This window comes from Agrobacterium sp. O3.4 (genome assembly GCF_041414895.1).
In the GTDB taxonomy this organism is placed as follows: Bacteria; Pseudomonadota; Alphaproteobacteria; order Rhizobiales; family Rhizobiaceae; genus Agrobacterium; species Agrobacterium cucumeris.
On record NZ_JALPZP010000001.1, the window covers coordinates 833,444 to 846,653 of the forward strand.

The 13,210-nt window shown below is 58.8% G+C and carries 14 protein-coding genes; 5 read left to right on the plus strand and 9 right to left on the minus strand.

Annotated elements, in window-relative coordinates:
• Positions 1-22 precede the first annotated feature (22 nt).
• Entirely contained in the window at positions 23-1,870 is a 1,848-nt protein-coding gene (locus M0412_RS04055) for an extracellular solute-binding protein (RefSeq protein ID WP_269699741.1), read from the minus strand.
• 327 nt (positions 1,871-2,197) lie between these two features.
• On the opposite strand from M0412_RS04055, the gene M0412_RS04060 reads away from it, so the two are divergent.
• Positions 2,198-2,854: an invasion associated locus B family protein gene (locus tag M0412_RS04060; protein WP_142840062.1), complete on the plus strand. Its 657-nt coding sequence runs from the start codon at positions 2,198-2,200 to the stop codon at positions 2,852-2,854.
• Between the two features lie 90 nt (positions 2,855-2,944).
• On the opposite strand, the gene hspQ is transcribed toward M0412_RS04060, so the two are convergent.
• From hspQ to M0412_RS04080, 4 genes are all read right to left on the minus strand, one after another.
• Positions 2,945-3,274: a heat shock protein HspQ gene (gene hspQ / locus M0412_RS04065; RefSeq protein WP_046798283.1), complete on the minus strand. Its 330-nt coding sequence runs from the start codon at positions 3,272-3,274 to the stop codon at positions 2,945-2,947.
• Positions 3,275-3,364: 90 nt separating this feature from the next.
• Positions 3,365-4,285 (minus strand): DMT family transporter, encoded by a 921-nt coding sequence (locus tag M0412_RS04070; protein WP_269699740.1) that lies wholly within the window; start codon positions 4,283-4,285, stop codon positions 3,365-3,367.
• A 95-nt stretch (positions 4,286-4,380) separates the two neighbouring features.
• The gene (gene glnA / locus M0412_RS04075) at positions 4,381-5,790 is read right to left on the minus strand and encodes a type I glutamate--ammonia ligase (protein ID WP_080816817.1); all 1,410 of its coding nucleotides are present in this window, start codon (positions 5,788-5,790) and stop codon (positions 4,381-4,383) included.
• Positions 5,791-5,861: 71 nt separating this feature from the next.
• A complete protein-coding gene (locus tag M0412_RS04080) occupies positions 5,862-6,200 on the minus strand; it encodes a P-II family nitrogen regulator (RefSeq protein WP_003508042.1) in 339 nt (112 codons plus the stop codon).
• An 89-nt stretch (positions 6,201-6,289) separates the two neighbouring features.
• On the opposite strand from M0412_RS04080, the gene M0412_RS04085 reads away from it, so the two are divergent.
• Positions 6,290-6,562, plus strand: coding sequence for a hypothetical protein (locus M0412_RS04085; RefSeq protein ID WP_269699739.1), 273 nt, complete (start codon positions 6,290-6,292; stop codon positions 6,560-6,562).
• On the plus strand, positions 6,559-8,034 hold the full coding sequence (locus M0412_RS04090; RefSeq protein ID WP_269699738.1) for an NAD(P)H-hydrate dehydratase: 1,476 nt from the start codon (positions 6,559-6,561) through the stop codon (positions 8,032-8,034). The genes M0412_RS04085 and M0412_RS04090 overlap by 4 nt, the downstream gene beginning before the upstream one ends.
• A 241-nt stretch (positions 8,035-8,275) precedes the next feature.
• On the opposite strand, the gene M0412_RS04095 is transcribed toward M0412_RS04090, so the two are convergent.
• Together M0412_RS04095 and M0412_RS04100 are read right to left on the minus strand one after the other, a co-directional pair.
• Positions 8,276-9,316, minus strand: a complete 1,041-nt coding sequence (locus tag M0412_RS04095) for a GlxA family transcriptional regulator (protein WP_142840059.1) — start codon at positions 9,314-9,316, stop codon at positions 8,276-8,278.
• Positions 9,317-9,587: 271 nt separating this feature from the next.
• Positions 9,588-9,806 carry a hypothetical protein gene (locus M0412_RS04100; RefSeq protein ID WP_269699737.1) on the minus strand — a complete coding sequence of 73 codons (219 nt, stop codon included), beginning with the start codon at positions 9,804-9,806 and terminating at the stop codon, positions 9,588-9,590.
• Positions 9,807-10,046: 240 nt separating this feature from the next.
• On the opposite strand from M0412_RS04100, the gene M0412_RS04105 reads away from it, so the two are divergent.
• Positions 10,047-10,985: a LysR family transcriptional regulator gene (locus tag M0412_RS04105; protein WP_170979853.1), complete on the plus strand. Its 939-nt coding sequence runs from the start codon at positions 10,047-10,049 to the stop codon at positions 10,983-10,985.
• Between the two features lie 50 nt (positions 10,986-11,035).
• On the opposite strand, the gene M0412_RS04110 is transcribed toward M0412_RS04105, so the two are convergent.
• On the minus strand, positions 11,036-11,956 hold the full coding sequence (locus tag M0412_RS04110) for a methylenetetrahydrofolate reductase (protein ID WP_269699736.1): 921 nt from the start codon (positions 11,954-11,956) through the stop codon (positions 11,036-11,038).
• Between the two features lie 88 nt (positions 11,957-12,044).
• Positions 12,045-12,821, minus strand: coding sequence for a formyl transferase (locus M0412_RS04115; protein ID WP_269699836.1), 777 nt, complete (start codon positions 12,819-12,821; stop codon positions 12,045-12,047).
• A gap of 190 nt (positions 12,822-13,011) precedes the next feature.
• Here M0412_RS04115 and M0412_RS04120 point away from each other — a divergent pair, with 190 nt between their 5' ends.
• Complete coding sequence (locus M0412_RS04120; protein ID WP_003495552.1) at positions 13,012-13,173, plus strand: entericidin A/B family lipoprotein; 162 nt, start codon at positions 13,012-13,014, stop codon at positions 13,171-13,173.
• The last annotated feature ends 37 nt before the right edge of the window (positions 13,174-13,210 follow it).

The following is a 13,210-nucleotide window of genomic DNA, read 5'->3' on the forward strand; positions in this document are numbered from 1 at the left end:
CATCTTCCCTTGTCTGGACCGGTTATTGCGCCCGCGCATCCCACCAGGTCTGTTTCTGATTGCCTGATATCGGGGTGATATCCGGGCGGTCGATATATTTCCAGCGGGCGATCCATTGCGCACCGATGTAATAGAGCGGAATGACGTAGTGACCGGCAACCAGCAGACGGTCGTAACCGCGCACGGCTGCCTGGAAATCTTCCGTCGAACGGGCCTGCAGCAGGGCCTCGATCATCCGGTCTATATCGGGACTGGCGGCCCCCGCATAGTTGAAGCTGCCCTGCGCGTCGCGTGACAGCGAACTCCAGCGGTTAAGCTGCTCCGCCCCCGGCGAAAGCGAGGAGGGCAGGGAGCGGATGATCATGTCATAATCAAAACTGTTCGAACGGGCCTGATATTGACCGTCATCAACCGAGCGGATGCCCATGGCGACGCCGATAAGGTTGAGGGAGCGCTGATAGGCAAGCGCTATGCGCTCCTGCGCCGGGTTCTGCGTCATGATCTCGAAGGCGAGTTGACGGCCATTGGCATCGGACATCCTGCCGTTCCTGATGCTGTATCCGGCCTCTTTCAGCTTATCGACGGCCAGTTTCAGCACCTTGCGGTCCGCACCGGTGCCGTCGGTGGTGGGCATGGCATAGGTTCCCGCCAGCAGTTCCGTCGGCATGGTTTTCGCCGCGTCGCCAAGCAGTGCCAGCTCGCGCGCATCGGCGGCATTGCCGAACGCGCCGAGCGGCGAGTTCTGCCAGTAGCTCTGCGTGCGCTTGAAGGCACCGCCGAGAATATTCCTGTTCATCCACTCGAAATCGAGGACATAGGACAGGCCCTCGCGCACCTTCTCGTCGGCGAAGACGGCGCGGCGGGTGTTGAACACCAGGCCGAACATGCCGGAAGGCAGCTGCGGCTGGAACACATCCTTGACGATATCGCCACGATGCACGGCCGGGAAATTGTAAGCCTGCCCCCAATGCGAGGTATCGGAGGTGCCGTTGATGGCGTCGCCTTCCGGGTAAATGTCGATATCGCCCTTCTTGAAGGCCTCGAACATGGTGGTGACCTGAAGGAAATAGGTGACGGTTATCTCGTCGTAATTCTCAAAGCCAACCTTGCTCGGAATATCCTTGCCCCAATAGTCCGGGTTCCGCTCCCAGGTGATTCGTTCTCCCGGCCGCAGGGTCTTGATTCGGTATGGACCCGAGCCGACGACCGGACCGAGACCCGCCTGTTCGAATTTTTCCGGATCGATCGCATGTTTCGGCAAAATGGGGGTGGAGGAGGCGAGAATAAGCGGCGTTTCGCGGTTTGCCTTCTCATTGAAGGTGAAACGCACGCCATGATCGCCGATTTTTTCCAGCTTCGCCACGCCGTCCAGACGGCTGTTGAAGGGCGGGCGGCCTTTCTCCTTCAGGAGATTGAATGTGAAGATCACGTCGTCAGGCGTTACCGGCTCGCCATCCGACCATTTCGCCTTCGGATTAATGTTGAACTGGATGAAGCTGCGCTCCTCGTCCCACTCTGCCGTTTCAGCCAGCAGGCCGTAGAGACTGAAGGGTTCGTCGGTGGAACGCTGCATCAGCGGTTCGTAGAGCAGGTTGCCGAATTCCGGGTCCCAGACGCCGCGCGCGGTGGTACGCATTCCCTTGAGAACGAAGGGATTGAGGCTGTCAAAGGTGCCAACGACGCCATAGGAGATGCGGCCGCCTTTTTTCACGTCCGGATTGACGTAAGGGAAGTGCCGGAAATCAGCCGGCAGCGCCGGTGTGCCGTGCATGGAAATGCCGTGAAGCGGCTGCGCCTGGGCGCTCCCGGCGGGAAGCAGGGATGAGCCCAAAAGAAACAATGCGGGGATGAGGGCCGCAAGGTTGCGCATGTTATTATCCTGTCTCAACTGTCCGTCCGATTTGTCATGATGATCGGTTTATCGTCATGATTTGGCTTTTTCGTTATGATTCTGGCAAATATGTAGCACAGGCCCTTGGCGGGACCCATGCGAGGGTGGGAAATCTTGGCCCAGCTCAAGAAAAAGTTAAAGAAGTGCTGGATATCGCCGCGATCGGCATGTAACAGGGTGGCCGGAAGAGACGGGTCACGCATTTGCCTCATTTAAACGACAGTTGAACGGGCAGAAGGATACCGCCATCGGCGAACAGGATCTTAGCGGTTCTGTTCTGGCAGACATTCAGGAGACGGAACTCTTATGATGCAAAAGGCAAACACATTCACCCGGACGGCTCTGTCCGCTCTGGTCCTTTCTCTCGGCGCAGTGTCCGCTCCGGCCATCTCGCAGGCACAGGATGCTGCTCCCGCCGCTCAGGGCGCCGGCGCTCCGCCGCTCGGCTGGTTCAAGACCTGCTCCAAGCAGGAAGACAACGATGTCTGCGTCGTGCAGAACGTGGTTCTTGCCCAGAACGGCCAGATGATCACCGCTGTCGGCCTCATCACCGTTGAAGGCAAGGTCAACCGCAAGCTGCTGCAGGTTTCCGTTCCGACCGCGCGTCTCGTTCCTCCGGGCGTGATGATGCAGATCGATGGCGGCAAGGGCCAGAAGCTCGATTACGCCGTTTGCCTTCCCGACAAGTGCACGGCTGAAGTGCCGCTGACGGATGCTATGATCGCTTCCCTGAAGAAGGGTAGCGAGGTGGTCTTCACCTCCATCAACTTCCGCCGCGCGCCGAACCCGATCAAGATCGCACTCTCCGGTTTCACCGGCGCTTACGACGGTGCTGCCATTACCCAGTCGCAGCTGGCCGAAAGCCAGCGCAGCCTGCAGGAAGGCATGCAGAAGAAGGCCGAAGAGGCTCGCAAGAAGCTGGAAGCCGCTCAGGACGCCGCCAAGACCGCGCCGAAGCCCTGATCGCTTCACCAGCGTCAAGAATGACAAAACCGGTCTGGCGACAGACCGGTTTTTTTATGCCCTGGGAGGGGTGGGTATTTCAGGCTTGCGTCAATGCGCCGTCGACATCTTCGGACGCCATTCACCGTTCGGCGCCTTGTCAAAGATGCGGCCGATATTGGGATTTCTAAGCGGCGTCTCGTTTTCGTCGTGGACGAGGTTCTGCTCGGAAACATAGGCGACATATTCCGTCTCCTCGTTTTCGGCCAGAAGATGATAGAAGGGCTGGTCGCGATCCGGCCTGATATCGGCGGGAATGGCGTTCCACCATTCCTCGGTATTGGCATATTCCGGGTCCACGTCGATGACCACGCCGCGGAACGGAAACACCTTGTGGCGGACGATCTCGCCAAGCGTGAATTTTGCGTCTCTTTGTTTCATGGCATGAACTTCCTTTCCCACTAATAGTTGGGGGCGGAATGCGAAATATCAAGGGCTAGGGGTATCCCGCCCGTATTGCCGTCCCGCCGCTCAGGTCCTTCGGCCGATTGGCGCGGTGGCGATGACCACGCCGCCGGTGACCAGCACGATGCCGATGGCGTGATAGGTCTCGAAGCTCTCCCCAAAGAAAAACGTTGCCATGAGGATCGAGACCGGCGGCATCATATAAAGCGTGATACCGGCCGTGGCCGGGCCGAAAACGCGCACCGTATGGGTGAAACAATAAAAGGCGAGCAGCGAGGCGAAAAGAATGATGCCGCCGATCTTCGCCCAGGCCATCGGTGTCGCCGGCAGCATTCCGCCCTGGGCCAGTTCGAGGGCCGCCGGCGGCAGCAGTACCAGCGCGCCGGACAGCGCAATCAGGCCGAAGAGGCTGAAGGAGGCCATCTGCCGGGCTTCCGGATCGCGCAGCAGCAGCGAATAGATCGCAAAGGCGATGGCTGCCGTGAGGATCGCGAAATCGCCGATGTTGAAATTCATGTGCCAGAGAGCGGACATATCACCCTTGAGCACGATGGCCGCCACGCCGGCAAAGGCGATGATCATGCCTGCCACTTCGAGCTTTCTGATGCGCCGGCCCTGAAAGATGCGCTGGAAGAGGATGATGAACAGTGACGATGTCGTGTAGATCAGCGTGCCGTTGGCAGCCGTCGTCATGGTCAGACCCCAATAGACCACGCCGCCGCAGATGCCCATGCCGAGAATGCCGAGAACGAGCCACAGCAGCGTTTTGTGGCGCAGGAACGCCAGGCAGTTGCGCCAGTCGGCAATCATGAAGGGCGCGATGATGAGGGTCGATCCGATCCAGCGGATGAAGGCGGCGATGAAGGGTGAGACCTCGCCGACGACGCCACGGCCGAAAATGACGTTGCTGGAGAAAAAGAACGGCACAGCCAGAAAGATGAGCCAGTCCGTAAGGCGGGTTTGCTGAGAGGCTGGCTTGTTCGACATCGCTCGCGATATGGCTGGGCTTCAAAAGAAAACGGCGGCCTCCGGAGAGGCCGCCAGACTGGAGTGGACACCTTGCAGAGCGTCCGGATTACGACTTAGGCCGAGTAGTACATGTCGAATTCGACCGGATGCGGGGTCATTTCGAAACGCATGACTTCCTGCATCTTCAGCTCGATGAACGAGTCGATCTGGTCGTCGTCGAATACGCCGCCGGCGGTCAGGAACTTGCGATCCTTGTCGAGGCTTTCCAGCGCTTCGCGCAGCGAACCGCAGACGGTCGGGATCTTCTTCAGTTCCTTGGCGGGAAGGTCGTAAAGGTCCTTGTCCATCGGCTTGCCGGGGTGGATCTTGTTCTTGATGCCGTCAAGGCCGGCCATCAGCATGGCCGCAAAACCGAGATAGGGGTTCTGGGTCGGATCCGGGAAGCGGACTTCGACGCGCTTTGCCTTCGGGTTGGAGCCGAAGGGGATACGGCAGGAGGCCGAACGGTTGCGGGCGGAATAGGCCAGCAGAACCGGCGCTTCATAACCCGGCACCAGACGCTTGTAGGAGTTGGTGGTGGGGTTGGTGAAGGCGTTGATGGCCTTGGCGTGCTTGATGATACCGCCGATGTAGAAGAGGCAGTTTTCAGACAGGCCGGCATATTCGTCACCAGCGAAGGTCGGCTTTCCGCCCTTCCAGATCGACTGGTGCACGTGCATGCCCGAGCCGTTATCGCCGAAGATCGGTTTCGGCATGAAGGTTGCCGTCTTGCCATAGGCATTGGCGACCTGGTGCACGACGTACTTGTAGATCTGCATCTTGTCGGCGCTGGAGACCAGCGTGTCGAACTTCACGCCCAGCTCGTGCTGTGCGGCAGCCACTTCGTGGTGGTGCTTTTCAACAACGACGCCCATTTCGGCCAGAACCGTCAGCATTTCGGAGCGCATGTCCTGCAGGCTGTCGATCGGCGGAACCGGGAAGTAGCCGCCCTTGACGCGCGGACGATGGCCGAGGTTGCCGGTTTCGTAATCCGTGTCGTCGTTGGACGGCAGTTCGGACGAATCCAGCTTGAAACCGGTATTGTAGGGGTCTGCCTTGTACTTCACATCGTCGAAGACGAAGAATTCAGGCTCGGGACCGACGAAAACGGTGTCGCCGATGCCGGATGCCTTGAGGTAGGCTTCGGCCTTCTTGGCGGTGCCGCGCGGGTCGCGGTTATAGGCTTCGCCCGAGACCGGGTCGAGAATGTCGCAAAGGACGACCAGGGTGGACTGGGCAAAGAACGGGTCGATGTGGGCGGTGGCCGGATCGGGCATCAGCACCATGTCGGACTCGTTGATGGCCTTCCAGCCGGCGATCGAGGAGCCGTCGAACATGACGCCATCGGCGAACATGTCTTCGTCTACGCACACCACATCCATGGTGACGTGCTGCAGCTTGCCCTTGGGGTCGGTAAAGCGCAGGTCCACGAACTTGATGTCGTTATCCTTGATCTGCTTCAAGATATCGTTTGCGGTCGTCATTTAAACGTTTTCCTTGAGTGTGATGATGACGAGGTGAAAACCCAAGCCTCCCCGGCCCGGGACCTTCTTGATTATATGGCGTCCACGCCTGTTTCACCGGTACGGATGCGGATGACTTCCTCGATATTGGAAACGAAAATCTTTCCGTCGCCGATACGTCCGGTCTGGGCCGCATTGCGGATCGCCTCGATGACGGCTTCCGCATTCTCGTCCGCCAATACGACTTCGACTTTCACTTTCGGCAGAAAGTCCACGACGTACTCCGCACCGCGGTAAAGTTCCGTGTGGCCCTTCTGACGACCAAAGCCTTTTGCTTCCGTGACCGTGATTCCCTGAAGTCCGACTTCCTGAAGGGCTTCCTTCACTTCATCGAGCTTGAAAGGCTTAATGATCGCTTCGATCTTTTTCATGAGAAAATATCTCTCCGCTTCTCCCGTTAAAGCAGGTAACTCCCGCTCTGCCACAAGAATGCACGTATTGTGCCAGATCGGAAGCGGGCTTGAAGAAAAAACTTCGCCCGCTCGGCTTTCCGGCACAAAATGCATTCGCTTTTGGCGGTTTTCCGGCGAATTTCTCTCGAAAATCCGAAAAATCCATCTGCATTTCTGTTGATTTGTATTATTTTAGCGATCTCTTATATTTTGAGTTTCAGTACGCGTGTTTTGCTGGTCTGTTTATATTTTATGCATTTGACTATTATTCGGTCAGCGCGATCTGCTTATTTTTGTATCGATTGCCTTTCCGGCGTTTTGAAGGGATGATCGGTCCATGACATCCCTTTCGCAGCTCTTCCTGATCGACCCGGTTGTGATGGCCCGCATCGATGCGGCGGCCGGGCAGTCCGGCATTCCACTATATGACCTGATGGAGCGGGCGGGGCAGGCGGTTGCCGCCTCGGCCCTGCGCCATTATCCACAGGCGCTGCGTTTCGTCGTGCTTTGTGGTGGCGGCAATAATGGCGGAGATGGTTATGTGGCGGCGCGGGTGCTTTTGCGGAGTGGCGCGGCCGTTGCGATTTATCATCTTGGCGATACGGCGGCGCTCAGGGGCGATGCGCGAACGGCATTCGAGCGGAGCGGGGTGACGCCACTGCCGCTTGGCGATTATGTGCCTGTTGGCGGCGACATGGTGATCGATGCGGTTTTCGGGGCTGGCCTGTCGCGTGATATTCCAGGCGAACTTGCCGATGTGATCGCGGCGGTGGCAAAGGCGGGCGTGCCTGTGCTTGCCGTTGATCTGCCCTCGGGCCTCTGCGGTCGGCGCGGCGTGCCTCTCGGTGCATCCTTCAGGGCAGATCGAACTGTGACTTTCATGGCGCGCAAACCCGGTCATCTGCTGATGCCGGGGCGCGAGCTGTGCGGGGTGCTTGAAGTCTTCGATATCGGCATTCCCGGCCGCATCCTCGCTGTCCATGCGGGTTCAATTTCGGAAAACGATCCGCTTGTCTGGCGGCATGCCTTGCCGCGCGCCGATATGGAAACCCATAAATTCCGCCGCGGGCATTTGACTGTCTTTGCCGGACCGGCGCATGCGACCGGCGCAAGCCGCATGGCGGCGCTTGCGGCGTTGAAGGCGGGGGCGGGGATCGTGACCGTCGCTGCCCCGCGTGCAGCGCTGGACGTGTTATCGATGTCGCTGACGGCGGTTATGAACTCGCCTTTGGACGATGCCGATGATTTACGGCTTTGGCTGGATGACCGGCGTCACGGTACTTTCGTTCTTGGCCCGGGTTTCGGCGATTTAGAAAAGGCGCGGCAGTTCGTGTCCCTGCTTGGGGATATGGCGGTCGTGCTGGATGCCGATGCGATCACCGCTTTCAGGGATTGTCCGGAGACCCTGTTCGAGCAGGTTACATCCGGTACGGGCAAATTCGTGCTGACGCCGCATGAGGGCGAGTTTGCGCGGCTGTTTCCCGATCTCGCCGCAGATGCCGGATTGAGCAAGATCGAGAAGGCGCAGGTTGCTTCGGCGCGCAGCGGTGCGGTGCTGGTTTACAAAGGCGCGGACACGGTGATTGCCGCGCCGGATGGGCGGGCGCTGGTCAACACCAATGCTCCCGCGAGCCTTGCGACGGCCGGATCAGGGGATGTGCTGGCCGGTATCATCGGCGCGCTGCTGGCGCAGGGAGCTCCCGCCTTCGAAGCGGCTGCGGCCGGGGTCTGGCTGCATGGCGAGGCCGGCCACCGGGCAGGCGACGGCATGACGGCGGAGGACCTTGCCCATGCGGTTCGGCCGTTTGGGTGAATTTGTCTGATTGTGTTTGCTAGCCGCTGACAGATTCGGTGGTTTAGCAAAGTTCCATCATCCCCACTCCGTCACCCCGGACTTGATCCGGGGTCCAGCGCGATCAAGTCCTTGATCGCGAAAGACTCTTCTCACGGCGCAGACGCGCCGTGACTGGATGCCGGATCAAGTCCGGCATGACGGAGGAGAGGTTTTTTATCCTGAAACAAGCTCCGTCGCGTTTGCGGCATTCAGCCCGCGTTCAATGGGCGGCTTTGCCACCCTGGCTTGCCATTGCCATTCGCGAGGCACTGATCAGCAGCTTGCGTTCGGCGCGCTCCTGCTGCGGTGTGCGATTGTAGATTTCGCGATAACACTTGGAGAAATGCGAGGCGGAGACGAAACCGCAGGCGACGGCGACTTCGACAACCGGCATGGCCGATTGCACGAGCAGGTGGCGGGCGCGGTCGAGGCGGATTTCGAGATAATAACGGGCGGGCGAGCGGCCCATTTCCTGACGGAACAGGCGCTCCACCTGCCGGCGCGACAGATCGGCGGCATCGGCTATGTCAAGCAGCGACAGCGGCTCGGCGAGATTGCCTTCCATCAATTCGATAATCGACAGGACCTTGCTGTTCTGCACGCCGAGGCGGGCGCGCAGCGGCAGACGCTGGCGGTCATTGGGGCTGCGCACCCGGTCGGTCAATTGCTGTTCGCAGACGCGGTTGACGAGATTTTCGCCGAAATCCTGACCGATCAGGCTCAGCATCATATCAAGCGAGGCCGTGCCGCCGGCGCAGGTGTAGATGTTGCTGTCGACTTCGAAGAGATCGGCATAAACTTCCACCTGCGGAAAGGCTTCGGAAAAACCCGGCAGGTTTTCCCAGTGGATCGCGCAGCGCTTGCCGTTCAGCAGGCCTGCCTGTGCAAGGATATGGGCGGCGGTACAGAGGCTGCCGATGGCGATGCCGCGATTATAGGCTTCGCGCAGCCAGGCATTGACGGACTTGTTGATGTGCTGATCCACATCGATGCCCGAACAGATGATGGCCATTTCTGCGCGGTTCTCGCCACTCACATACCGCCGCTCATCGGCGAGACAGGTGTCGACCTCGAGACAGATGCCGCTTGAAGACATGACCTTCTGGCCATCGAGCGAAGCGATGCGCCATTCATAGGCCTGATAGCCCAACATTCGGTTGGCGATGCGAAGCGTTTCAACCGCTGCGGCGAACGGCAGCATGGTAAATTGCGGAATGAGAAAAAAGACGATTGAGCGTTTCTTCTGGGAGTTTTTGCTCATTTGCCCGTGCTCCGTTGCGAATACGCAATTCCTCCCTTGGAATCGGTCTTCTGGATGTCCTGTTTCCGACATCTTTAACGAAAAATACGCCGTGGAATCGGGCCTGTCAAAAAATCGCTTTTGAAATATGCAAAATTTGCGACAAGCCTTTTAAAAAGGCGTCGTGTCGCATGTAAAACAGGCAGGCTTTTTTACGCCGTTGCCGGAGCGTATTGGCACGGGAAGAGATGGCTCGCAAGTCTCAAAATAGCTGCGAGCCACCGGTCAGAGATCATTTGCGAATGGCACTTGTGCGATAATTGTCTGTGGTCGGCCATCCGATATCCTTCAATGTTTCAGGCGGCAATGCCTCAAGTGCACGCAACATCCGTGCACGACGCCATGATCTGTAGAGAGCAGAAACGTGGCCTGACAGGCGATGAAGCCAGCCACCGGAAGAGGGACGATGCGGAGAGCGGTTCGCCGCCGGGAGATAGTGTATCATGGTCATGTCCTTGATCCTTTCCTGAACCACGATTGATTTGCGCCGTCGATATGCGCCTGGATGTTTCATCAAACAAGAGAATGAATTTCATATCATTCATCAATTATCGGAATGACTGACGGATCGCCTGCCGGCTGCGCCTGGATCCCATAAGGGCAGTTCGGCGCGTCATCACAGCAGAACTTTTTTCCGCCCTGTCATTCGATATCCGGATGGTGCGCGCTTGTTGACATTCAATCAAACGAAATGATATCCATCTATAAATCAAAATATTTGAAGGTGCGTGCCATGACCGTGACTTTCCGCCAACCGCTGCCGTTGCTGGATAACGACATATTGAGAACCTTCGTCGCGATTGCGGAAACGGGAAATTTCTCCACCGCCGCGGAAGTGGTGTTCAGGACGCCCTCGGCCGTTTCCATGCAGATCAAGAAGCTTGAGGAACAGTTGAAGACGACATTGTTCCTGCGCGATGCCCGCTCGGTAACATTGACCGCGCATGGCGAGACGCTGCTGACCTATGCGCGCCGCATGATCGCGCTCTCCAATGAAGCCGTGTCGCGTTTCGTCATGCCCGAGCTCTCCGGTGTGGTGCGTCTCGGCGCGCCGGAGGATATCGGCGAGCGTGGCCTGCTGCCAGGCATTCTCAAGCGCTTTGCCGAGGCTTTCCCCGGCATCATGATCGACGTCACCATCGATTCCAGTTCCAATCTCTACAAGCGCATGGACGAGCAACGGCTTGATCTGGCCCTCGTCAACTGCGCCTCGCATCCGCTCAGGGATACGGGCGAGGTGCTTATGCGCGAACGCCTCGTCTGGGCGGGTGCGAAATGCGGCACGGCTTATCTGCGCGATCCGCTGCCGATTTCGATCTGGGAAGAAGGCTGCATCTGGCGTTCGGAGGCGATCAATTCGCTTGAGAGGCGCGGGCGCAATTTCCGGGTGGCTTATCTCAGCGGTCATACGATGGCGCAGCGCGCGGCGATTGCTGCCGATCTTGCCATCGCGCCTTTGCCGCGATCCTATGTGTTGAACGACATGGTCATTCTGGGCGACAAGGAAGGCCTGCCGGAACTTGGCTGTTTCGATATCCGCCTGATCATGGGCGACAAGGCGTCACGTCCGGTGCTTGCTGTGGCGGAGAGCATTCGCAGCGCCTTTGTCGAGGTTGCCAAGGCGGCGTGACATGGCCAGGCCTGCGCGGTCTCAAAGCCGGGCGCGCGGGCAGGCATGTTTCAGACCGCGACGGAATCCGGTGATGCCGAACGGTCTGCAACGCCCGTTTGCCAGCTTCCGCGATTGACCAGCCAGTCGGCCGAATTCTGCAGGCCGCCAAACGGAAAGACGTGAATTTGCCGGATCGGCCCTTGCGGATTGGCCTGCCAGTGCCGCTCGATCGGTCCGACAACGCTTTCCGGCGAATGACCCTTGGCCAGCGTCGTGAGCGAGAGCGCGTTTTTCTTCAGATAGGCAATGGAATTGCCGACACCGCAAAGTGCTGCATATTTCAACAGCGTCGTGATCTTGGCCGGGCCGGAAACGCCGATATGCACCGGCAGATCGATGCCTGATGCGCCAAGCCCTTCCGCCCAGGCGATGAAACGGGCTGCATCGAAACCGAACTGGGTGACGATGCGCATCGTCGCATCGCTTCTTTGCGCAAAATCACGCTTCAGCCGCAGCGCGGCAATTGCCGTCTCCTCGCTGAAATCCGGGCTGCCTTCGGGATGGCCGGCGATGGCGATCTGGCTTATTCCATAACGGTCGAAAATACCGGTGGACAGCATATCCATGCTGGACGCGAAGGGACCGGCCGGCCTGTCGACGCCGCCGCCGACAACCAGCACATCCGATACGCCGGCTTCGCCCGCCAGCCGCTTTACCTGCTCTTCAAACTCCGCGCGTGACGGGATGCGCCGCGCCGCAAGATGCGGCACAGGCTCATAACCGAGATCGCGCAGATGTCTTGCTGCATCGACAAGCTTCACCTGCGAGGCTGTGCCGGTGTCGGTCAGATAGACGCGCACGCCCTGCGGAAAGAGACCGGCAAGGCTTGCCGGGCCAAGCACCTGTGCGGGTGAGGCTTCGATGGAGGCGGGGATGATGGAGGAGGCGGAAATGTCGGGCAATTTGTGCATGGTCCTTTTGATTATCATGCATCTTTTTTTCGGTGCCGTCTGTGCCTGATGCGGCAATACAGCCCTGCATCTGCGACGAAGCTTGACAACACGGCGCAGCGCGGGATCACCAGACCCGTTTTGTCAGGCCGTTCCACAGCCAGGTCCAGATCGTCGGCGGAAAGCGCAGTACCGATTTTCCGGGGGAGGGCGGCTGTGGTGCGAGGCTGCCGGATAATGCGTCTTCGACGGCGTTGACGGCGATATCCACCGAGGCTGCGGTGAGAAGCAGCGGATAGGTGGCAATCGTATCTGAAGGCGAGGGTTTCAGTCGTTTTTCGTAAAGCGTGGCGCCGGTATCCACGCCCTTGTCAACCAGATGTACGGTTGCACCGAAGTTGCCGCGGTCCTTTTCCACCAGTGCCCAATACCCGCCCATCTGGCCGCGATAGGCGGGATTGATGCCGGCGTGGAAATTGATGACCGGGCATTGCAGGGCCTGCAGCGTCGCGGGCTTCAAAAGCCGGCAGGAAATGGTGAAAATCGCCGCCGGCTTCAACTGATTGGCGGCCCTGTGGCATTCCTCGTCGTTCAGCGAGGCAAATCGCGTGACGGGAACGGTATCGCCAAGTTCGGCGGAAAGACCGTGCTCGGCGATGATCTGATGGCTTCTTTTAACCGTGAAGCGTTTGCCGAGCCGGGAGGCGACCATCGTCGCCAGCTGGCCGGCGGCGACAAACCAGCCGAGCCGACGCGCCCGCCGCATGAGAATGACCGATTTGCTTTCGGGTTGTTCGACAAAGACGTGAATATCCGGGAAACGGTCGGCCAGCGCATTGATCATGATATTGGGGTTCACGCCGCCTGCCGTCATCACCAGAAGCCGATTGTTGATGTCAGTCATATCACCCACGGTATTTTCCTCAGCCATGATCCAGGTGTGGAGTTTCCGTTGTGAACTTCAACACCCTGTTAATTTTCATCGACGGGATTTTTTGAAATGCCGCTGGAACCGATTTTCGGGACTCACGTTATTGTGACGCATATCACATCGGCGCTTGCCTTGGACGGCAAGTCATAGGGGAGTTATTTCAATGATTACACGCATTCTTTCGACCGTTTTCGTGGCTCTGTTGACCGTCGTGACGCTCAGTTCTTGCGGCAACACCATTCGTGGCATGGGCCGGGATACGGCGAATGCCGTTGATGCGACGCAGGACGCCGGCCGCAATGTGGACCGCGCTGCCCGCCGCTAACGGCACTCCCCTTAAATGTTGCGGCGTCACCCTGAAA

Bases quoted from the DNA above. Each gene is read 5' to 3' on its own strand.
- glnA (WP_080816817.1), bottom strand. From the start codon at position 5,790: ATGACGACCGCAAACGATATCTTGAAGCAGATCAAGGATAACGACATC.
- hspQ (WP_046798283.1), bottom strand. From the start codon at position 3,274: ATGAAACAAAGAGACGCAAAATTCACGCTTGGCGAGATCGTCCGCCAC.
- M0412_RS04120 (WP_003495552.1), top strand. From the start codon at position 13,012: ATGATTACACGCATTCTTTCGACCGTTTTCGTGGCTCTGTTGACCGTC.
- M0412_RS04100 (WP_269699737.1), bottom strand. From the start codon at position 9,806: ATGACCATGATACACTATCTCCCGGCGGCGAACCGCTCTCCGCATCGT.
- M0412_RS04115 (WP_269699836.1), bottom strand. From the start codon at position 12,821: ATGACTGACATCAACAATCGGCTTCTGGTGATGACGGCAGGCGGCGTG.
- M0412_RS04105 (WP_170979853.1), top strand. From the start codon at position 10,047: ATGATATCCATCTATAAATCAAAATATTTGAAGGTGCGTGCCATGACC.
- M0412_RS04095 (WP_142840059.1), bottom strand. From the start codon at position 9,316: ATGAGCAAAAACTCCCAGAAGAAACGCTCAATCGTCTTTTTTCTCATT.
- M0412_RS04110 (WP_269699736.1), bottom strand. From the start codon at position 11,956: ATGATAATCAAAAGGACCATGCACAAATTGCCCGACATTTCCGCCTCC.
- M0412_RS04070 (WP_269699740.1), bottom strand. From the start codon at position 4,285: ATGTCGAACAAGCCAGCCTCTCAGCAAACCCGCCTTACGGACTGGCTC.
- M0412_RS04080 (WP_003508042.1), bottom strand. From the start codon at position 6,200: ATGAAAAAGATCGAAGCGATCATTAAGCCTTTCAAGCTCGATGAAGTG.
- M0412_RS04055 (WP_269699741.1), bottom strand. From the start codon at position 1,870: ATGCGCAACCTTGCGGCCCTCATCCCCGCATTGTTTCTTTTGGGCTCA.
- M0412_RS04090 (WP_269699738.1), top strand. From the start codon at position 6,559: ATGACATCCCTTTCGCAGCTCTTCCTGATCGACCCGGTTGTGATGGCC.
- M0412_RS04060 (WP_142840062.1), top strand. From the start codon at position 2,198: ATGATGCAAAAGGCAAACACATTCACCCGGACGGCTCTGTCCGCTCTG.